Genomic DNA, 20918 nt, shown 5'->3' with positions numbered 1-20918 from the left:
ACGGGAATGACCGGTTCGGGCATCTTCATGGAGCTGGGGGATCACGGTCCTCGTCCAGGAGCAATCGAATGATACCCCTATGGAACACCACGATGGTGCCGCAGTGGACCCCAGCCGTGGTTCGGCGGTGTGGACGGTCCCCGGTATGTCCTGCGGTGAAATGGTCCGGCGGAGACCGGAGCGCCTGTTGAATCGTTCGCGAGGATCCCAGGGCACACATAGCCGTCTTCCCGTTTCGTCGGGTATGGATGGGTGCGGCACGGATGCCACGCCCGTTTGAACGCGGGGAGGAGGGGGGCGGGGGCCGTGGTCGTTGATCCATTTGAACGGTCACCGGGTTCGAAATGTCGCGGATTCGGGTAGGTTCGTGTCGTGAATTGATGAAGACCGCTCGCTGCATGTCTCGTATCCCAATGATCGTATATCGATAAACGATATGTTATACTGTCACTGACATTGCGTTGCTTCTATATTCGATGACGAGGAGGCCGACATGTACAAACCGCAGCCGATGGATCGTTTCCTGCACAATCTGACGCGTGGTCTGGAGTACCTGCACTGGGCAGGGGCACTTGTTGTCGTTGTGGGAACGACCGTTCTTCCCTGGTCCAATCTGCCCCTCAGGTTGCTGGGGTGTACCGATGCCCTCCTGCCCAACGTCTATAGCGTAGGGCTGAACGTTACACGGTCGAACGGGTCCGGTATCCGGATCCAGGCGGTAATCTCCTATCTTCTTGCCGCCATCATATTGGTCCTGCTGGCATCGTTCTTCCATGACCTTGCCGCCATGTCGACCTATGCACAATCCGATGATGAGGAGCACACACCCGTGACCCCCTTCAACCAGGCCAACCTGCATCACCTCCATGGCATGGGCCGCTGTCTGGTCGCTCTGGCCGTGATTTTTTCAGGCGTGCCCATGGCCATTGGATTTGCTGAAGGGTTCATGGAAGCAAATGCCGAATATATGGCCACAGGGGCCTCCGCCGATCGGTACGGGCCGATGCGGGAATCCGGCCTTGCCGGATACGAAAGCCCGATTCACATCACGATGGAAGACAACTTTACGGTCGTTGCGCTGTTGGTTTTGGCCGCTATCGTCGTCTACGCCCTGGCTCGGATTCTTGCATACGGAATCACGCTGCAGAGGGAGGATGATGGTCTCATCTGAACAGGAGAAGGCCGGACCCTCTCAGTGCACGGAACACATTCCATCGGGTCGGATCGTCCTGAGGCTGGACAGGATCATAGCGGAGCGGCGGATGACCTTAAAGGAGCTGGCCGCCAGGGTGGGCATCACTCCGGTCAACCTGTCCAAGATCAAGAACAACCGGGTCTCGGCCATTCGCTTCTCCACCCTGGCCGGTATTTGTCGGGAACTGCACTGCCAGCCGGGGGATATCCTGGAATACCGACCGGTGGAACATGGAGACGAGAGCATCAGGTAGGACATGCATCGAGGAGCAGGCCGTAGCGTCCGCCTGGCTCCTTGACTCCGGCGACCGGTTTGGATTGTCACCTATAATGACACGGGGATCTCCTTACGAATATCGGGTGGAGGCGGCATGGCGGAAGATGGGCATCAGCAGCTCAAGACATCGGACTTGATCCGGCTGGGTCTGCAGGATCTGGATCGGGCCAGGGTCGATCTGATCCGCCTGGACGGGTTGGGTCTGGACGGACGGATCAAAAATGCCCTGATCGATGCCCTGGAATCGGTCTGCGATCCGGATGTCGCCCTGTCCTCCTTGATGATGATCCTTGACCAACGCTCCTGCGGTGGACCACCGGACTTTTTGCGAGGACAGTCCGATTCAACCTGCCCTGCCATCAGGTCACTCGTTCGTGTCCTGGGGGCTTCCGAGGCCATGGGAAGATTGATGCGCTCGCGCCCCGCCCTGGTCGAGACAGCGGCCTGTGATCCCTTTCGTCTGAGCGACTGCCCTCTTCAGGTCCGAAAAGACAGGATCGCCAAGGCACTGGATGCCGAAGGGGCCGAACCGGCAGGGAAAGGGACCCTGGCCGGAGAGGTCGATGCCCTTCGTGCCGAATATCGGATGCAGCTGGTCGCGATCATGGCTCGCGACCTGGCCGCCGCGGATCCAGAAACCGTGCAACCGGAGATCAGCCTGTCCCTGTCGGATCTTGCCGAGGCCACCCTGGAGGGGGCGCTGGCCATTGCCAGGAAGCAGGTTCCATCGTCGGAGCATTGCCGTTTCTCCGTCATCGGCATGGGCAAACTGGGCGCCAGGGAGCTGAATTACGTGTCCGACGTCGACCTGATCTACGTAGTTGAACCATCCGGAGAGACTGCCGATCAGGACCTGATCGGCATCGGCACCAAGATCGCCATCCTCCTGCAGAAGATCTGCCAATCCATCATTCCCGGATCCGCCGAACCGCCTCTGTGGAAGGTTGATACCGCCCTGCGGCCCGAGGGGAAGGACGGGCCCCTGGTGCGTCGTCTGGAGGCCCATGCCGACTACTACCGGTCCTGGGCAGAAAGCTGGGAGTTCCAAGCACTGTTGAAGGCACGACCGGTCGCCGGCGATGCCGTGCTGGGATCCGCATACCACGACATGGCCCAACAGTTCGTCTGGGGGGCATCCCAACGCAGGAACTTCGTCTATGATTGCCAGGCCATGCGGGCCAGAGTGGAACGGAACATACCTGAAAAACTCAGGGATCGGGAGATCAAGCTGGGCCAGGGTGGTCTGCGAGACGTGGAGTTCACCGTCCAGATGCTCCAGCTCGTCCACGGTCCCAATGACCGGAACCTGCGGACCCCATCGACCCTTCAGGCTCTGGCCGCCCTTGCCGCAGGTGGGTACATCTCCCAGAAGCACGGTGAGGCGCTTGACGAGGACTACCGATTCGAGCGGGTCATGGAGCACCGTCTGCAGATGTGGCAACTTCGTCGCACCCATCTTTTTCCCGACATCGGCCAGGGGACGTCCAGACACCGCCAGCGCCCGGGGCTCAATGAGCTGGAGGGGAATCCCGACCTGAGACGGCTCGCCCGTGCCTTTGGTCTTCATGCCGACCAGTTGCTTGACAGGTACGAAGCCACACGGATTCAGGTTCGTCAGCTCCATCAGGCCATCTACTTCCGTCCCATGCTTCCGATCAACGCGCAGGTGGATGAGGACGAGGTCAGCCTTCGACCCGATGCGGCGCGGGAACGCTTCGTCTCCATCGGGTTTGCCGACCCCGATGCCGCGATACGTCACGTGGAGGCTCTCACCAGTGGCGTTTCACGGTCTGCCCGGATCAACAGGATCCTTATGCCGGCCGTCCTGAACTGGCTGGGGGAGGGTCAGGACCCTGATATGGGACTTCTGGGTTGGAGGACCCTGGAGGAACGCTTCGGGGGCAAGAGCACCTACCTGGGATTTCTCAGGGACTCCACCTCTGCCGCCAGACGGCTCTGCCATGTCCTGTCGAATTCGCGCTACCTTTCCGGTGCCCTGGCCAAGTCGGTCCAGTCCGTCACCTGGTTGGGGCGGGACGATGACCTGAAACCCAGAAGTCTGGACTCGCTTGATGGCCGGTGCAGGTCCTACCGGGTTCGTCACGCCGACCAGGCCTGCGATTTCGCCTCGGCAATCAGGGCCATGCGTCGTCAAGAGATCGAACGCATAGGCCTGGGTTGGATGAGTGAGGTCAACGACCAGGCCCAGTGTCTGACCGGCATGGCCGATGTCTATGATGCGGCCATCGGGACCAGCCTGGACTGGGCCGTGGAGCGTCGTCTCGAGGAATCCTCACTGGAGACGGCACCGGCCAGTCTGGCCCTCATCGCCATGGGGCGCTACGGCGGTCGTGATGTGAACTTCAACTCGGATGCCGATGCCATCCTGATCTACCGGCCTGCTCCGGGAGCAGAAGACCAGGCGGCCGGCGGCTTCGCCCAGGATGTTGTGACCGACCTTCGCTCGGTTCTGGGGGGCTCCCTGAGTCTGGAACCCAGGATCGACCTGGACCTCGACCTGCGCCCCGAGGGAAGGAACGGACCACTGGTGAGGTCACTGGAATCCTGCCGCGAGTATTACCAATCCTGGTCATCCACCTGGGAGCACCAGGCACTGATCCGGGCGCGTCCTGCGGCCGGCGACCCCGACCTGGCCAAAGAATTCCTGGAAACCATCGCCGATCCCCTGCGCTATCCCGATCAACCCCTGAGCGAGGACCAGGTGGGGGAGATTCGCAAACTCAAGGCCAGGATGGAGGCCGAGCGCCTGCCGCGGGGCGTTCGACGTGACCGTCACCTGAAACTGGGCAAGGGGGGCCTATCCGATGTGGAGTGGACGGTCCAGCTTCTCCAACTCCGTCATGCCCATGACTGCCCCGGACTCAGGGTCACCTCCACCCTGCCGGCCCTGATTGCCTTGGAGGAAGCCGACCTGATCGGCCATGATGACGCAGAGGTCCTGAGGAAAAGCTGGACCCTGTGCACGGCCGCCAGGAATGGCAACTTCCTCTGGTCGGGCAGGATCACCCAGGCCGACATCCTTCCGGATGACGGCAATGTCCTGGGAGGAATCGCCGTCTACCTGGGGTATCCGGCCCACCGCGGGCAGCGGTTCGCCAATGAGCTCCTGGCCGCCATGCGTCGCTGCCGGGAGGTCATGGAGCGTCTCTTCTACGGACATTGATCCGTCTGATGGTCCCAGGGGCGGATTATGATTGTTCAGGTCACACAAGGTGGCCACCTTTTAGGAAGGTGAGCCGTTGTCTGAACAGTTTGATCGTCATTCGGGGGAAGTCCCCTCCACGGATTCGGTTTTCCCAAATCATGTTTCCTCCAGGTCCTTGCAGGGACGCAGCCTCGTCACCCTTGACGACATCTCGCTGCCACAGATCAAGGACCTCCTGGACAGGGCGGCCTATATCGACTCCCACCGGCGTGAGGTGGCCCACACCTGCGACGGCCGGGTCCTGGCCACCCTCTTCTACGAGCCCAGCACCCGAACCCGTCTGAGCTTCGAGACGGCCATGCTCCGTCTTGGCGGCCAGGTCATCGGGTTCGCCGGGGCCCAGCTGGCCAGTGTCTCCAAGGGGGAGTCCATCAGCGACACCCTGAAGACCGTCTCCAACTACGCCGACATCGTCGCCATGCGGCATCCCAAGGAGGGGGCGGCCCTGGTGGCCTCCCGCGCCGCCTCGGTCCCGGTCATCAACGCCGGCGACGGCGGCCACATGCACCCCACCCAGACCCTGACCGACCTGGCCACCATCCGCGCCAGGAAGGGCCGGTTGACCAACCTGACCATCGGTATGTGCGGTGACCTGACCTTCGGGCGGACCGTCCACTCCTTGATCTCCACCCTGTGCCGGCTGGGCCAGGTCGACTTCGTCCTGATCAGCCCCGACGAGTTGAAGACCCCGGAGTACATCCTGGAACGCATCGACGCCTCCCCGACCTGCACCTACCGGGAGACCAGCGACCTGGGCGAGGTCATCGGCGATCTGGACATCCTCTACATGACCAGGGTCCAGAAGGAGCGCTTCTTCAATGAAGATGACTACCTCCGCCTGCGCGACACCTACATCCTCGACGAGGAGAAGCTGAAGGCAGCCAGGCCGGACATGGCCATCCTCCACCCTCTGCCCAGGGTCAACGAAATCACCGCCGGCGTGGACCAGGACCCCCGTGCCGCCTACTTCGAACAGGTCCGCAACGGGATGCTGGTCAGAATGGCCCTGGAGAGCGCCCTCCTTGGTGATGAACTGCCCGGCTACCAAGTCAGGAAGGAGGTGCAGGCATGAAGGTCACCAGCATCGTCGACGGCATCATCATCGATCATGTCCAGTCGGGTACGGCCCTGAAGGTCCTGCATTATCTGCACGTGGATCCGACCAGCACCCGTCTGGCCCTGATCATGAACACGGACAGCCACAAGTACGGCCGCAAGGACATCATCAAGATCGAGGAGAGCGATGACCTGGACCTGACGGCCCTGGGTTTCATCGCCCCCCAGGCAACGGTCGACATGGTCCGCCAGGGCCACATTGTCAGCAAGCACAAGCCCGACAGGCCCGTCCACCTGGTCAACGTCATCTCCTGCGTCAATCCCCGCTGTGTCACCTCCGTGGAGCGTGGGGCGGACCAGTGCTTCCACCTGGATGACTCCGGGGTCTACCGCTGCGACTACTGCGACGAGAAAGCCGAACTCTGAGGACCGAAGGGGCTGGGGCATGAGGATACGTTTCCAGGGTCTGCGACTGTGGCGGACCGGTCATCAGGTCGACCTGGTCCTGGACTGTGATCCCTCCCGGGAGCTGATTGACGAGACCGGTGCCCTGAAGGAATCAGGGGCCCCGTCGACCTGCACAATCGACCTGACCGGCATGGTCCTGGCTCCGGCCTTCCAGGATCCCCACGTCCACTTCCGCGATCCGGGGCAGGTCGAGAAGGAGGACATGGTCACCGGGTGCGCAGCGGCCGCTGCCGGTGGATATGGCCAGGTCCTGATCCTGCCCAACACCGAGCCGGCCATGGACGGGTGGGCCCGGATGGATGACGGGCGCACCGTCATTGAGTATCTCCAGGATTTCGAGGGGGACCTGGGTAGACCACTGCCCGTTCACTACGCCCTCTGTGTGGCCGCCTCCAAGGATCGGGCCGGGCAGGTGCCCTCCAATCCCGATGATTGGAGGATCTACCTGCCCTCCGGCCGGGCCTCCCGGACCAACCCCGGTGCAGCCGCCCATCCCGTCCTGGCCATCAGCGACGACGGGTCGGCTGTAACCGACCGGACCCTGGAGGCTGTGGCCAAGGCGGCACGGGATGCAGGTCTGCCCATCCTCGACCACTGTGAACATCACGACTCCGGCTTCATCAACGAGGGACCGGTCAGCCGACAGCTCGGCCTGCCCGGGGTCCCCGCCTCGACAGAGCTGGCCATCGTCCAGCGCGACATCGACCTGGCACGGAGGACCGGCACCAGGGTCCACCTCCAGCATGTCAGCACGGCCGGGGCCTTCCAGGCCATTCGCCAAGCCAAGGAGGAGGGCCTGCCGGTCACCTGCGAGACGGCGCCGCACTACCTGGCGCTCTGCGACGAGGACGTACTCAGGCTGGGCACCATGGCCAAGATGAACCCACCACTCAGGTCCAGAAGGGACCAGGAAGCCACCCTCCGGGCCGTTGCCGACGGTACCGTCGACATGATCGCCACCGACCATGCACCCCATACCGCCGATGACAAGGCCGGTGGGTTGGACAAGGCCCCCAACGGGATCATCGGCCTGGAAACAGCCTATGCCGTCTGCAACCAGGCCCTGGTGGAATCCGGACTGATTTCCCACCGGCGCCTGATCGAGCTCATGAGCCTGGCCCCCGCCGACCTCCTGGGTACCAGGGTCACCAGGATCGAGGATATGCCCCGGGAAGACTCCACGATCGATCTGACAGGAACGGACGATGCCGGACTGGTCATCCTGGATCCGACGGGCGAATGGACGGTGGACGCCGACCGCTTCCATTCCAAGGCCAGGAACACCCCCTTCCAGGATTGGAAGGTGAGGGGACAGGTCCGGGCCACCATAAAGGACTCCGACCTGGTCTTCTCCCGTATCAGGGCGGACCGGGTCGATTGGCGGCAAACCCACTCCAGGGAGGGGAGACAAGTGTGGACAGACTGATTGAACTCATCAAAGAGAAGGGGAACCCCACCGTGGTCGGCCTGGACCCCCGTCCTGAGCTCATCCCCGGACAGCTCATCGATCAGGCCCGTGATGGGACCAGGCAGAGCCTGGCCGCGGCCGGCATTCCGGATGACGATGCCGGCTCGAGAGACGACCAGGTCCAGGCCATATGGGCCCATCACCTGGCCCGGGCCTATCTGGAGTTCAACCTGGCCGTCATTGCCGGGGTTTCCGACCTGGTTCCTGCCGTCAAGCCACAGATCGCCATGTACGAGGCCCTGGGACCCTCGGGCGTCGAGGCCTATACCGGCACCTGCCGGGCGGCGGCCGACCGGGGACTCTACGTCATCGGTGACATCAAGCGCGGGGATATAGGATCCACGGCCTCGGCCTACGCGGCCCATCTTTCCGGACTGCCTCTCACCTGGGAGGAAGCCAGGCGGGAGGGTGGGGGCCGGTGGCAGGGCCGTACCAGATCGATGCAGGGGCATGGCTTCCCCTGGTATGAGGATGCCATCACCGTCAACCCCTATCTGGGCAGTGACGGGTTGGACCCCTTCATCCAGGCGGCCCAGGAGGCCGATGGTGACCTCTTCGTCCTGGTACACACCTCCAATCCCTCCTCCAAGCAGATCCAGGAGCTCCAGGTAAGCGGGGACAGCACTGACGGGGGTATGCTCTTCGAACACCTGGCGGGCATGGTGGAGGACTGGGGTGCGGCCTCGCGTGGCGGTTACGGATACTCCCGACTGGGCGCCGTGGTCGGCGCCACCCATCCCCAGGCCGGGTCCACCCTCCGACGGGCCATGCCCCACACCTTCTTCCTGGTACCCGGGTACGGCGCCCAGGGAGGGTCCGCCCGGGATGTGGTCCCCATGTTCGACGCCGAGGGGAGGGGGGCCATCGTCAACTCCTCCAGGGGCATCATCGCCGCCTGGAGGAAGGACCAGGCCTACACGCCGGCCCTGAGTCTGCCAGCGGCCCTACGCCTGGTGACCGATGCCGCCAGACGGGCGACACAAGCCATGAAGGACGATCTGAACCAAGCACTGAAGGAGAACAGATGAGTCAGGCAGTCTTCACGACCACGGAACCGGTGATCGACCGAGCCCGAAGGGCCGGCCGTCGACCCGGGCGGCGCACCGACATGATCACCGGGATGGAGGCCCTGGATCGGGATGTCTGGCGGATGACCATCAAGGACCCTTTCGCGGCCCAGGAGGCCCATCCGGGCTCCTTCGTCAACCTGTATCCTGCTGATTCCATGACCCTCCTTCCTCGCCCCCTGGGCATCAGCAGGGTCTTGGACGGCGGTCAGATCGAGGTCATCTTCGGGGTGGTGGGGAAGGGAACCCGTGAATTCTCCGAGCTGCGTCCCGGCGATTCCGTCGACCTTCTTGGTCCCCTCGGCAAGGGGTTCGACCTGGGCGGTGCCGCACATTACATCCTGGTCGGCGGGGGACTCGGCGTTCCACCCCTGATCAGGGCGGCACAGGCCATCCGGGGAATGGAGGGTGCCCAATCGACCGCCCTCCTCGGCTACCGCAACCTCCACTTCGCCGATCGGATCGTGGAACGCCTGGTGGACGATCTGCGGTCCATAAGCAATGACCATGGTGATGTCATCACCCTTCTTGATGGGGTCGAATCAGGCATTGACCCCTCGAATACGGTCATACTCACCTGTGGCCCCACCCCGATGATGGAGGCCGTGGCCTCCTGGGCCGGCAAGCGGTCCATCCCCACCCAGTGTTGCATGGAGTCCAGGATGGGATGCGGATACGGCACCTGTGTGGCCTGTGTGGTGGATACCGTCAATGGACGTCTCAAGGTCTGCAAGGACGGTCCGGTCTTCCGGGCCCAGGACCTGGTCTGGAAGGATGGCGGGCGCTGATGGACGAGACCATGGAGAAAGGCGGAACGGTCATGGATGGGGAGCAGGACGCATCAACCAATCAGAACCCCGCTCTGGGAATGGATCCCCTGGAGCCCCATTCCTGGAAGCATGGCACGGTCGTGGCCGGGGTTCCCTGGAAGAACCCTGTGGGCACCGCCTCCGGCACCTTCAACCTGGATGCCTGCCAGGATTACTATGATGTGGCCGATATGGGGGCCATAGGAACCAAGGGCGTATCGCCCATCCCCTGGGAGGGCAACCCCTCGCCCAGGACGGCCGAGACCCCTGCGGGGATGGTCAATTCGGTTGGTCTGCAGAACCCCGGCGTCGACCGCTACCTGGTCGATGAACTCCCCAGACTCAAATCCCTGGGTGCCACGGTGGTCACCAACGTTGCGGGGCACAGCGATGACGACTACGCCCAGGTGGTCGAGCGCCTGGCCGATTCCCCGGCTGACATGCTGGAGATCAACGTCTCCTGCCCCAACGTCTCCCACGGGGGCATGTCGGTGGGAACCGACCCGAAGGCCCTGAACCGGCTGATCCACCGCCTGCGCGGCATGACCGACAAGCCCATGGTCGTCAAACTGACCCCCAACGTCACCGACATCGTTGCCGTGGCCCAGGCCAGTGTGGAGGGCGGGGCCGACGCCCTCAGCCTGATCAACACCCTGGTCGGCATGCGCATCGACATCACCACGGGGGAGCCCATCCTGGCCCAGGAGACCGGTGGGGTCTCGGGCCCCTGCGTCTTCCCCATAGCCCTGGGATTCGTCTGGAGGGTCCGCAAGGCCCTCCCCGACATCCCCATCATCGGCATCGGCGGCATCGACTCCGGCGAGAAGGCGCTGGAGTTCCTCTACGCCGGCGCCAACGCCGTGGAGGTGGGGGCAGCCGCCCTCCTGGACCCGGTCGCCCCGGTCCGGGTGGCCCGGGAACTGGATGACCTCCTGGACTCCCGACCGGAGTTGGCCGACCTGCTCGCCCAAGGAAAGACATGGAAATGAACAAGGATTCCTCAACCAACAGTTCGAACGACCTCCAACAGGGGTTCACCCGCTTCCTCCTGGAAAGCGGGGCCTTGAAGTTCGGGGACTTCACCCTGAAGTCCGGAAGGCGCTCACCATACTTCATCAACGCCGGCGCCTTCAACGACGGGCCCGGGATCGCCCTCCTGGGGGAGTTCTACGCCAGGACCATCGTCCAGGCCGTCAGGGCGGGGACCCTCCCGCCAGACATCGACACGGTCTTCGGACCGGCCTATAAAGGGATCCCCCTGGCCGTTTCAACCGCCATAGCCCTGGGTGGCGCCCACGACATGAACCTGGGATACACCTTCGACCGCAAGGAGGTCAAGGACCATGGTGACGGCGGCCTTATGGTCGGCACCCAGCTCCACGACGGCATGCAGGTCCTCCTGGTCGACGATGTCATGACCGCCGGCACGGCTGTCCGCCAGGTGGTTCCCAAGATCCTCTCCCAAGCCAAGGTTGAGATCGTGGGTCTGGTCCTTTCCGTGGACCGGATGGAAAAGACCGGGCAGGGGAGTGGATCGGCCGTGGAATCAATCATGGAGGAATTCCACTTCCCCGTGCTGAGCATCGTCAACGTCTATCAGATCTTCCAGGCTGCAGGCACCATGAAAGACGACCGGGGCCGGCCCCTCCTGGATGATCGGGTGGCATCGGCCGCCAAGGACTACCTGGCCAGATACGGGGCCTGACCTGGTGTAGATTGGTGCAGGTCAAAACATGCCGCCGGCCGGTGGCCTGACCAGGGTGACCCCGCCCGGGCGGGGTCCCGACATACAACGAAGGACCTTATGGACACGAACCCAGTGGAACCGAACGAACAACCCGAACAGGCACAGGCCCTCGTCGGCAGGCAGAACAGGAGCATCATCATCTCCGCAATCGCCCTGGTTGCGGTCCTGGCGGTCCTGGCCGGCGGCCTCTTCTCCTGGCACCGGAAGGGTCAGGCCGACAAGGAGGCCCAGGCCCGGGCATCCCAGGCAGCACCGACCCAGGGGCCGACCGGCAGCAGGAAGGCCTACGAGGAACTCCAGGCCGTCAAGGTGAAGCCCTCCGTGGCCGACAAGGAGGGCGGTCTGACCATATCAGCCAAGGGAATGGGCAGGAAGGAGCCCGGGGTCCCCATCGTCCATGTCTTCGTGGATCCCATGTGCCCCTGGTGCGGGAAGGTGGGACGAGTCATCGACCCCAGGCTGGAGAAGATGGTCGAGGCCGGACAGATCACCGTGACCTACACCTTCCTGAACTTCCTGGACAAGGTCTCAAGCGACCACTACTCGACCCGGGTGGGGAACGCCTTGGCCACTGTGGCCGAAGAGGACCCCGACCATTTCCTGGCCTTTGAGTCCGCAATCTTCGAGGAGGGTTTCCAACCCGATGAGGAGTCCTACAAGCCGGTGACCGACCAGCAACTGGCCGATCAGGCAGGAAAGGCAGGCGTGCCGGAATCCGTCACCGCCCGGTTTGCCGATGGGCGTTACCAGGACTGGGTCAAGAAGGTCAACGATTACACCATCACCCGAAAGGACGCCAAGGACTCCAAGGGTGAATTCACCACTCCGACCATCCTGATCAATGGCCGTCATTGGGATATCAGTGCTGCCGGCAAGGCTTCCGGAGGCCTGGGGCACCTGGATTCGACCCTGGTCAAGTCCCTGGGTCTGGACGCATCCCAGGTGGGCAGGCGCGGAACGACTCCGTCCATCGGCTCCGAGGGGAAACCCCTCCCGTTCTGACCGCAATCCTCCACCTCCGGTCGTGGAGGTGGAGGGACCGGGGCGCCCGGCTGTACATGGCCGTCCCCGGTTCTGCGTTCCGGCGATTTGACCGACCGGCCAATGTCATGACGTACCGTCAGTGCTGCCCCTACTCGATGAGGGAGTACCCATGGTTGGCCACCACATCCCGCAGCTTGTCCAGGTAGAGCTCGGCCGCGTGTGATATCTTGGTCCGGCTGTTGACGATCCAGCCCAGCAGCATCGACTCGTCCGATTCCAAGGGGACACTGACGATCTTCTCGTTGTTCAGATCCTCGTTGTCGATGCCGGTGCAGACCGTGTAGGCGTTGAGGCCAACGATGAAGTTGAGCATGGTGGCCCTGTCGGTCACGTTGATCTGCTTGGGGGAATAGTCCGGCCAGACCGCCTCCTCGGCGAAGTAGAAGGATCCCTCATCCCCTTGCTCGTACTGGAGGAAGGGATAGGGGTCCAGGTCCTTCATGGTCAGGACCCTCCGGTTGGCCAGGGGGTTGGTACGCGCAAGGAAGACATGCAGATCCGCCTTGAAGAGGGGATGGAAGTCCAGGTGCTTCTCGCGCATCATCTTGGAAAGGACCTGACGGTTGAAGTCGGACTCATAGATGATGCCTATTTCGGATTGGAGGGTGGACACCTGGTCGATGATTTCCCGCGTCCTGGTCTCCCTGATCGTGAACTCATACTCCTCGGAGTCGATCGAGTTGATCATCTCCACGAAGGCCTCGACGGCGAACATGTAGTGCTGGGTGGAGACCCGGCAAAGCTGCTTGCGGGGCTTGACCTGCTTGTAGCGGGCCTCGAGGAGGTCGGTCTGATCCAGGATCTGCCGCGCATAGGTCAGGAACTCAGCCCCGTCAACGGTCAGGGCGATTCCCTGGGAGTGGCGGGTGAAGATTTCGATTCCCAGTTCGTTCTCCAGCTCCTTGACCGAAGAACTCAGGGCCGGCTGGGATATGTAGAGCTCATGGGAGGCCTCGTTCATGGAACCGCATTCGACGATTTTAACGATATAGCGCAGCTGGAGCAGTGTCATGCCACCAAATCTATACCAGGTCCGTTACGGCTGGAATACCCGACTCACCCCTTGGCACCCCGCCCCAGGTCCGCTGTCTCCTGCATGCCTTTGGTGGCCGCCTGTGGGTCCAGGTACCGGCCCTTGCCCTTCACGCGTAGCTCACCACGGACATCGGTTCCGAATTCGTAGACCATGGGAACCCCGGTGGGCACATTGATGGAGGCGATATCCTGGTCGCCGACCCCTTCCAACTCCTTGATCAGGGCCCGGACCACGGACCCATGCGTGACGACCAGGACCGTGGCACCATTCCGGAGCGCAGGGGCAATCCTGGCGCGCCAGTACGGTTCCAGCCGGATCAGGAGGTCCTTCAGGCATTCAGCCCTGATCCCCGCCGGGTCAAACGTGTCCAGGTGGTCCTGCATGGTCGGTGCATATCTGGGGTCATCCCCCTGGAAGTATGGGGAGGCGAGGTCGATGTCCGGTGGCCGAACATCGAAGGAACGTCGATAGGCCCGGAATTCTTCCTCTCCGTACCGCTCCAGCATGGCCGGTCGGGTCTCACCCTGGAAGGCCCCGTAGTGCCGTTCATTCAGTCTCCAGGTCCGTTCCACGGGAATCCAGGCCCGGTCAATCAGGTCCAGAACGATATCGGCGGTCCATATGGCCCTGGAGAGGAGGGACGTGAATATAAGATCGGGACTGAGCCCGGCCTCGGAGAGGAGCCTGCCGGCCTGTCCGGCCTGGTCACGACCACGGGCCGTCAGGGGAACATCGACCCATCCCGCGAAACGGTTGACTGACTTCTGGGTCCAAGTGCTCTCACCATGACGCATCACTATCAATCTGGCATCCATGAGCCGGCTCCTTTACCCTCGGGGATGGTCAAGCCCGACCATACTCCCACCTGACGAATCCTCAGAACCAGAGCGAGCTGTGCTCGAAGAAGAGGGAGGTCTCCCTGGTCTGGTTGTTTCCGCCACCGTCCGAACCTGAACCCTGGGTTCCCTGGCTCAGAAGCAGGCCGATGGCCTGGGGCAGGTGCTCCGCCACCTCGGAGGCACGGATGGGGTGGCCCAGGGGACCGTACCCGGTGGTTGTCCTGTGGCTGGCATCCTCCTGGATCTGGTCCAGGAAGGACTGGGGATTCCTGGGCTGGAAGACCAGGGGCACATCCCAGCCCGACTGGAGGGAATCGGCGGCAAGGGACCCTGCCAGCCCATGCAGGTAGGCTCCGGCTGCAACCAGATCGACCATGGAGGCCGGTTCATCCTGGATCAGATCGGCGTTCTGGGCAAGCAGGGCTCCGATGGTCCCCGAAAGCACATCGCCGGAGCCGGCGGTCGAAAGCCATGCCGGCCCGAACCCGCTGGTCATGACCCTGGGTTGTCCTGTCCCGTCGTCGCCGACCACCAGGGTCACCGCCCCCTTGAGAAGGATGGTGGCACCTGTCAGTTCCCAGGCGCGGATGGCCCAATGGACAGGTCTGTCCAGGACCTGGTCCACATCCACACGCTGTCCATGGGCCTGAAGGAGGGAGGCCATCTCTCCGGCATGCGGGGTCAGCGCGGCCTGGGGCCCGATCCTATCGGGCACCAGATCCAGGGCACCCGCATCGATGACCATGGCCGGGGCCGTTCCGGCACGTCCCTCCTCCTCGTCCTGGGCCTGCCTGGTCAGCAGAGAGGCGATCAGGTCACGCTGCCCATCCCCGTCGTCGGTCTTTCCCCCGCCCATCCGGTCCAGGGCGGCCTGGGTGGGAACCCCTGAGCCCAAAACCCAGGATTCCACCCGTCCCGTGCCCAGGACGGCCTCAGGTATGGAGCCAAGAATGAGTTGACCCACGCCGTCGGGGCCCTGGTAGCGAATCATGCCCACGTTGGCATTGGCGGCAGCCGTGGACGAAAGGAGTGCGGCACCATGGTACCGGTTCGATCCGGTGACCAGACCGACCACACCGCGGCTGTACTTGGTGTCGTCAATCCGGGGGGCGCGCAGGAGCCCGGCACAGTCACGGGCGGTCATGCATTCCACGGTCGGAGCCAGGGCCGAGGTGTCGAACCCGAAGTCCACCAGGACGACACGGCCGCAGACATAGGCGGAGGGGGGAAGCATCAGGCAGGGCTTGAGGGCTCCCATGGTCACGGTGACATCAGCGGGGATATAGGCCCCTGGCAGGGTTCCCCTGTCTACATCCACACCGGACGGCGTGTCTACCGCCAGAACCAGGGGGGTCTGCCGGTCCACCCCCGGGGTGAAGGCAGATCCCCGGGGGAGGGAGCCGTCTTCACCCAGGTCGGCGGCCAGTGCTTCCGGTATCCCCCGGAGGGCACCCCTGAGGCCTATGCCGGTCATGGCATCGATGACCAGATCGGCGTTTTGGCACAGTTCCACGGCCTGGGCCAGGGCCTCCGCGGCTTGGTCCGACCCCTCAGGTACGTCACAGTCGGGAATGACTGCCAGTGGGTCCAGGGCCATGACCACACCGCCTGCCCTGAGGAGGGCCTCCACGCCCCCCTGGTGCAGGCTGCGACCGGTGGCGACCACGGTCACATCGGTCCCGTGTCTGGCCAGGTCCGCCGTGGCGTAGAGTCCGTCTCCCCCGTTGTTCCCGGCCCCGGCCAGGAGGACGATCCGTGCCTCGGTGGGGTCGATATCGGCCTGGTCCAGCATGATGCCGGCCACCACGGCCAGGGATCCCGCCGCCATCCGCATCAGGGGTACCCCGTCTTCCAGGAAGGGTTCCTCCAGTGACCTGATCGTATCGGCACTGTAGGCCTTGGTGGTCAGGTCCCCATACGTCCGGTTCCTGTCTTCAAGCAACGGCTTCATGCTCGCACTCTCCTTACCGCTCCGGTGTCACCGTGGTAAATGCCCCCGGCTCTCCAGTCTATCCGATTGGTCGCTCCATCCTCTATTTTTCAGGGGCGGCATGGCGGGCCTTTCACGGGCTGGCCCTCCCCAAGGAGCCGAATCTTGTCGCGAAAAGGAACTAGGGTCGGGCACATTGTCGAAGCCCTTCCAAAGGAGTGATGATATGCAGGGATTCTCCTCGCCCGATACCGGGCAGATCATGGCACTGGTCATGACGGTTGTCCTGTGTGGATTGATCGGCTTTGAGCGTGAGTTCCTCAAGCATGATGCAGGCATCCGCACCCATATCCTGGTGGGCATCGGCAGCTGCCTCTTCACCATGGTCTCCCTCTACGGCATCCAGGCGGCGACCGGCAACTATTCCTGGGATGCCTCCAGGATCGCGGCCTCGGTGGCATCTGGCATCGGATTCATCGGGGCCGGCGTCATCTTCTTCAACCATGACTCGGTCCGGGGACTGACCACGGCCAGCGCCATCTGGGTTGCCTCCGCCGTGGGTATGGCCTGTGGGGTACAGATGTTCTCGGTGGCCATCCTCGCCGTGATCTTCTACTTCTTCGCGGTCCTGGTCGTGGCACCCATCCTGAAGTGGCTCCTGCGCAACAGGCAGAATACGATTCTGCGGATCATCTACGAAAACGGCCAGGGGTCCCTGCGCGAATCCCTGATCCAGGCCACTCGGATGGGATTCGAATCCCGCGTTCTGACCACCCATGAGGTCTCTCGCGACAACTGGCGGGGGGCGGAAGTTACCGTGAATATCCTGGGCAAGGGGGATGTGACCGAACTTGTCGAGTCCATCGGCCGCACCGGTGGGGTCAGGGCCGTGCAGGTCCTGGGTGAAGACGACTGAGGAGATCGAAAGGCCGGAATCCGCTGATTGCCTGACTACCTGATCATTCCTCGGCCACCAGGTCAAGGTACCCGTCGTTCCAGAGGTCCTCGTCCCCATCGGGCATGAGCAGGACCCGCTCGGGGTTCAGGGCCCTGACGGCACCCTCATCGTGGGTGACCAGGACGATGGCACCCTCGTACTTGGCGATGGCCTTGAGGATCTCCTCCCTGGAGGCCGGGTCCAGATTGTTGGTGGGCTCGTCCAGGAGGAGCACATTGGCCCTGCTGGTCACCAGGGTGGCCAGGGCCAGTCTGGTCTTTTCGCCGCCCGAAAGGACCTTGGTGGGCTTCATGGCATCCTCCCCGGAGAAGAGGAAGGATCCCAGGATGGTTCTGGCCTGGGTGTTGTCCAGGTCGGGGGCCACCTGTTGGAGATTCTCCAGGACCGAGACGGATTCATCCAGGGTGTCGTGTTCCTGGGCGAAGTAGCCGATCTTGGCCCCGTGTCCCAGGACCACCCGGCCCGTATCGGGCTGCTCGATTCCGGCCATGAGCCGAAGGGTGGTGGTCTTGCCGGCTCCGTTATAGCCCAGGATGACCACCCGGGACCCCTTGTCGATGGCCAGGTTGATTCCCGCGAAGACGATGTTGGACCCGTAGGCCTTGGACAGGTCCTCGGCCATGATCGGGGTCTTCCCGCAGGGCGCCGGTTCGGGGAAGCGCAGATCCGCAACCTTCTCGGCCCTCTCGGCCTCCTGGGTGGTATCCAGCAGCCGCTGTGCCCGTCGCATCATGTTCTGGGCGGCCACGGCCTTGGTGGCCTTCGCGTGCAGGCGGATACCCTGCTTCATGAGCCGGTCGGCCTTCTTCTCGGCCACCTCGCGTTCACGGCGGCGGCGTTCCTCATCCACCACCCGCTGCTTGAGATAGGCCTTCCACCCCATGGAGTACATGTCGATGCTGGCCCTCTGGGCATCAAGGTGCCAGACCCGGTTGACGGTCTCGTCCAGAAGCTCGGTGGAATGGGATATGACCAGGAATCCGCCCTCGAACTTTCGCAGATAGTCCTTGAGCCATTCGATGGAGTCGGCGTCCAAGTGGTTCGTGGGCTCATCCAGGATCAGGGTGTCTGCATCCGAGTACAGAATCCGGGCCAGCTCAATGCGTCGGCGCTGACCGCCGGAGAGGGTCCCCAGGGACTGTTTCAGGGTCTCCTGGCTCAGTCCCAGGCTTTCGCCCATGACAATGGCTTGGGACTGGGCCGCATACCCGCCGGCGTTCTCGAAGTCCTGCTGGGCCTTGTCATATCGCTTCATGGCCTTTTCCATGATCTTCGGATCTGGATTGGTCATGTCGGTCTCGGCCTTGCGCATGCGCCGGATGGTCGTGGCGATGCCGCGAGCGCTCATGACCCGGTCCAGGGCGCTCTGCGCAGGGTCTCCCGTATGGGTCGACTGGGGTAGGTAGCCCAGTTGGCCGCTCACCCTGACCTTGCCGGCCGAGGGGAGCATGTCACCGGTGATGACCCGGGTCAGTGTGGTCTTGCCCGCACCGTTGCGCCCGACCAGACCGATCCTGTCCCCCTTGCTGACATGGAAATCGGTGGCTTGCAGCAGTAGGCGGGCGCCGATACGGATCTCAAGTCCCTGTGCCTCGATAGCCATGCCGCGCCCGACCCCTCTTTCCAGATGGTTGCAATCGAATGATGGTCGGTCGATATGGTCCGACCCAAGGGACCATGGTAGCAAGTACCGGTCCCTTGGGTCGGCGGGCTTGGCTCTGGGGTCAACGTCTGGCCAGTGTGAACCTGTTCCAGGGGAAGTAGATGATCAGGGCGCCGACTGCGGTCATGGCTATCACCAGAACACCCAGGGCGGCCATGAAGGAGAAGATTCTGATGCCGATGCCCAGGCAGGCCCAGATGACCACCAGGCCGAAGACCCAGTCGCTCATCTTCTGCATCATCAGGAAGGCCAGGGCCAGGAGGAGTCCGACGACGATTACGGTGGCGAAGCCCTGCAGGATATTGGAAACCCTGGTGTCGGACCTGATGATGGCATAGGCGGCGTTGACCAGTGTGGCCACGCTCAGCCAGGAGCCGTAGAGGGAGAGGGGCGCCCAGTCCAGGGTCTTGGCCACGACCGGGGTGCCGGCCTTGGTGGCATCACGCCTGACCAGGGCGTAGAGCATCCATACCAGGAAGGTCAGAACGGCGATGACGATCAGGGAGATCAATCCCTGCTCCAGGTGCCAGAAGATCAGCCATGCGATGTTCAGGCAGCAGGTGGCCACGAAGATCAGGCCGCTCAGCGTGAAGGGGAGGAAGCCCAGTTTCTTCCTGCTGGGCCCGGCCAGGCAGAACCTCACCAGCCATATGGCCAGGGCGATGTAGATGACCCCCCAGATGGCGAAGACGTATCCGGCCGGCATGAGCCAGACATCGACGCTCTTGGCAATCGCTCCGGTCGTGGTCCCGTTGAACTTGAATACTTCCGCATACCCATTGAAGGCCACCATGACCAACCATGCGGCCCAGAGGAGCACGTCCTCGAAAAGCTTCCAGGAGCGGCCTTCCTTCTCATCATGGTCGCCCTCCCTGGTTTCCCGCTTCTCCGACTGTTCAGCACGACCCTTCCCGACGGGTCCGGACGTCTTCTTTGTGCCTGCTGAATTCCCGGACTGTCCGCCTGCGGCCTCTACGGTCGAGGCAGAACCAACCGCATTCTTGTCATCCGACGGGTTCGACTTCCTGTCGGAGGCCTCCGATGGCTTTTCGTCCCTTTTGCCGGGTTCCGGCCGACCCTGCCATCCTGAAGCACGGTCCTTCCCCGAGGACTCTGCCGCCTCCTGCTCGCGCATGGCCGGTGAGGTCCGTCGGGCCTCCTCCACCGGATCCTTCCTGCCTTCGGACCAGAGTCTGCGGGGATTGTCTGAAGCCTGATCCCCATCGCCGGTCCTGCCCTTGTCGTTCATCCTGTCTGCTCCTCTCCGGTCCGGCCAGACACGCCTGTTCGGAGTCAACCCCGGGGCCGGACCATCCCGTTCATAGCTCAACTGTATGCTGGGAGAGGGCTCCGGAGCTGTAATGAACCCACCGGAATCCGACCAGGCACAATCGGGGAGGCAGCCATGGGTGGAAATCCCGGAAGCGTCTTGAACGAACCGGAATCGTCACGGATGGCCTGTGACTGGGCCCAGGGGAATGACCCCCAGATCCGTGCCTACCACGACCAGGAGTGGGGATTGCCGACCCATGGGTCCCGGGCCCTCTTCGAGATGCTCAGCCTGGAGATCTTCCAGTGCGGACTGAGCTGGCAGCTGATACTCCACCGCAGGCAGGCCCTGCGTAGGGCCTTTGCGGACTTCGATATCCTGACCGTGGCCGGGTATGACCTGACCGACGTGGAACGGCTGGTCCAGGACTCCACCATCATCAGGAACCGACGCAAGATCGAAGCCACCATAGCCAATGCCGGGGTGATTGCGGATGCCTTTCCGGGTGAGGGGTTCGACCGGTACTGCTGGTCCTTCACCGGCGGGAAGACCATCAACCACGACTATCCGAGCGACCTTTCCACGCCGCGGTACGACCACCTGTCCGAAATCGTGAGTCAGGACATGAAGGGGTCGGGCTTCAAATTCGTCGGCCCGGTCACGGTCCATTCCTTCCTCCAGGCCACCGGAATCGTCAACGACCACCAGCGTGGGTGTTGCCTGAACGCCTGCCGGGCCTGATGACGATTCGCCGTCATCGAACACATGTTCGAATTATTCCCTCCAGGCGGTATCATGGGCAGGCTTACGGTATTAGCAGGCTAGGGAAGCGGACGGGAACAAGTGGACCAGAAGAATCAGGCATC

At 63.1% G+C, this 20918-nt stretch carries 18 protein-coding genes; 13 read left to right on the top strand and 5 right to left on the bottom strand.

The features are described from left to right. Nucleotides 1-493 precede the first annotated feature (493 nt). The 11 genes from Q0K62_RS04775 to Q0K62_RS04725 all read left to right on the top strand — a co-directional run bounded on the left by Q0K62_RS04775 (nt 494) and on the right by Q0K62_RS04725 (nt 12314). A complete protein-coding gene (locus Q0K62_RS04775; protein ID WP_297316838.1) occupies nt 494-1171 on the top strand; it encodes a hypothetical protein in 678 nt (225 codons plus the stop codon). Then, entirely contained in the window at nt 1158-1448 is a 291-nt protein-coding gene (locus tag Q0K62_RS04770) for a helix-turn-helix transcriptional regulator (RefSeq protein ID WP_366515886.1), read from the top strand. Before Q0K62_RS04775 ends, Q0K62_RS04770 begins: the two co-directional genes overlap by 14 nt. A gap of 117 nt (nt 1449-1565) precedes the next feature. After that, the gene (locus Q0K62_RS04765) at nt 1566-4655 is read left to right on the top strand and encodes a bifunctional [glutamine synthetase] adenylyltransferase/[glutamine synthetase]-adenylyl-L-tyrosine phosphorylase (protein ID WP_297316837.1); all 3090 of its coding nucleotides are present in this window, start codon (nt 1566-1568) and stop codon (nt 4653-4655) included. A gap of 157 nt (nt 4656-4812) precedes the next feature. Beyond that, the gene (gene pyrB, locus Q0K62_RS04760; protein WP_297316836.1) at nt 4813-5769 is read left to right on the top strand and encodes an aspartate carbamoyltransferase; all 957 of its coding nucleotides are present in this window, start codon (nt 4813-4815) and stop codon (nt 5767-5769) included. Then, complete coding sequence (locus Q0K62_RS04755; RefSeq protein WP_297316835.1) at nt 5766-6179, top strand: aspartate carbamoyltransferase regulatory subunit; 414 nt, start codon at nt 5766-5768, stop codon at nt 6177-6179. The genes pyrB and Q0K62_RS04755 overlap by 4 nt, the downstream gene beginning before the upstream one ends. A gap of 19 nt (nt 6180-6198) precedes the next feature. Further along, nucleotides 6199-7647 carry a dihydroorotase gene (locus Q0K62_RS04750; protein ID WP_297316834.1) on the top strand — a complete coding sequence of 483 codons (1449 nt, stop codon included), beginning with the start codon at nt 6199-6201 and terminating at the stop codon, nt 7645-7647. Next, a complete protein-coding gene (pyrF, locus tag Q0K62_RS04745; RefSeq protein WP_297316833.1) occupies nt 7635-8717 on the top strand; it encodes an orotidine-5'-phosphate decarboxylase in 1083 nt (360 codons plus the stop codon). Before Q0K62_RS04750 ends, pyrF begins: the two co-directional genes overlap by 13 nt. Then, complete coding sequence (locus tag Q0K62_RS04740) at nt 8714-9544, top strand: dihydroorotate dehydrogenase electron transfer subunit (protein ID WP_297316832.1); 831 nt, start codon at nt 8714-8716, stop codon at nt 9542-9544. The genes pyrF and Q0K62_RS04740 overlap by 4 nt, the downstream gene beginning before the upstream one ends. An 80-nt stretch (nt 9545-9624) precedes the next feature. Then, on the top strand, nt 9625-10554 hold the full coding sequence (locus Q0K62_RS04735) for a dihydroorotate dehydrogenase (protein ID WP_297316841.1): 930 nt from the start codon (nt 9625-9627) through the stop codon (nt 10552-10554). Further along, nucleotides 10551-11270, top strand: a complete 720-nt coding sequence (gene pyrE, locus Q0K62_RS04730; protein WP_297316840.1) for an orotate phosphoribosyltransferase — start codon at nt 10551-10553, stop codon at nt 11268-11270. Before Q0K62_RS04735 ends, pyrE begins: the two co-directional genes overlap by 4 nt. A 99-nt stretch (nt 11271-11369) precedes the next feature. After that, the gene (locus Q0K62_RS04725; RefSeq protein ID WP_297316831.1) at nt 11370-12314 is read left to right on the top strand and encodes a thioredoxin domain-containing protein; all 945 of its coding nucleotides are present in this window, start codon (nt 11370-11372) and stop codon (nt 12312-12314) included. Between the two features lie 130 nt (nt 12315-12444). Here the strand turns inward: Q0K62_RS04725 and Q0K62_RS04720 are convergent, their stop codons facing one another. From Q0K62_RS04720 to Q0K62_RS04710, 3 genes are all read right to left on the bottom strand, one after another. Next, the gene (locus Q0K62_RS04720; RefSeq protein WP_297316830.1) at nt 12445-13368 is read right to left on the bottom strand and encodes a LysR family transcriptional regulator; all 924 of its coding nucleotides are present in this window, start codon (nt 13366-13368) and stop codon (nt 12445-12447) included. Nucleotides 13369-13412: 44 nt separating this feature from the next. Next, the gene (locus Q0K62_RS04715) at nt 13413-14207 is read right to left on the bottom strand and encodes a 2,3-bisphosphoglycerate-dependent phosphoglycerate mutase (RefSeq protein ID WP_297316829.1); all 795 of its coding nucleotides are present in this window, start codon (nt 14205-14207) and stop codon (nt 13413-13415) included. A gap of 61 nt (nt 14208-14268) precedes the next feature. Next, nucleotides 14269-16182, bottom strand: a complete 1914-nt coding sequence (locus tag Q0K62_RS04710; RefSeq protein WP_297316828.1) for a bifunctional ADP-dependent NAD(P)H-hydrate dehydratase/NAD(P)H-hydrate epimerase — start codon at nt 16180-16182, stop codon at nt 14269-14271. A gap of 205 nt (nt 16183-16387) precedes the next feature. Between Q0K62_RS04710 and Q0K62_RS04705 the strand changes: the two genes are divergently transcribed. Then, a complete protein-coding gene (locus tag Q0K62_RS04705; protein ID WP_297316827.1) occupies nt 16388-17077 on the top strand; it encodes an MgtC/SapB family protein in 690 nt (229 codons plus the stop codon). Between the two features lie 43 nt (nt 17078-17120). On the opposite strand, the gene Q0K62_RS04700 is transcribed toward Q0K62_RS04705, so the two are convergent. Then, on the bottom strand, nt 17121-18722 hold the full coding sequence (locus Q0K62_RS04700) for an ABC-F family ATP-binding cassette domain-containing protein (RefSeq protein ID WP_297316826.1): 1602 nt from the start codon (nt 18720-18722) through the stop codon (nt 17121-17123). A gap of 121 nt (nt 18723-18843) precedes the next feature. Next, nucleotides 18844-20031, bottom strand: coding sequence for a TspO/MBR family protein (locus Q0K62_RS04695; RefSeq protein WP_297316825.1), 1188 nt, complete (start codon nt 20029-20031; stop codon nt 18844-18846). Between the two features lie 156 nt (nt 20032-20187). On the opposite strand from Q0K62_RS04695, the gene Q0K62_RS04690 reads away from it, so the two are divergent. Further along, nucleotides 20188-20793, top strand: a complete 606-nt coding sequence (locus Q0K62_RS04690; RefSeq protein WP_297316824.1) for a DNA-3-methyladenine glycosylase I — start codon at nt 20188-20190, stop codon at nt 20791-20793. Nucleotides 20794-20918 lie beyond the last annotated feature (125 nt).

The sequence above is a fragment of the uncultured Bifidobacterium sp. genome (assembly GCF_945269915.1).
Taxonomy (GTDB): domain Bacteria; phylum Actinomycetota; class Actinomycetes; order Actinomycetales; family Bifidobacteriaceae; genus Bombiscardovia; species Bombiscardovia indica.
Note: the sequence above shows the minus strand (reverse complement) of the source record. Positions and strands in the feature narration are given on the sequence as shown.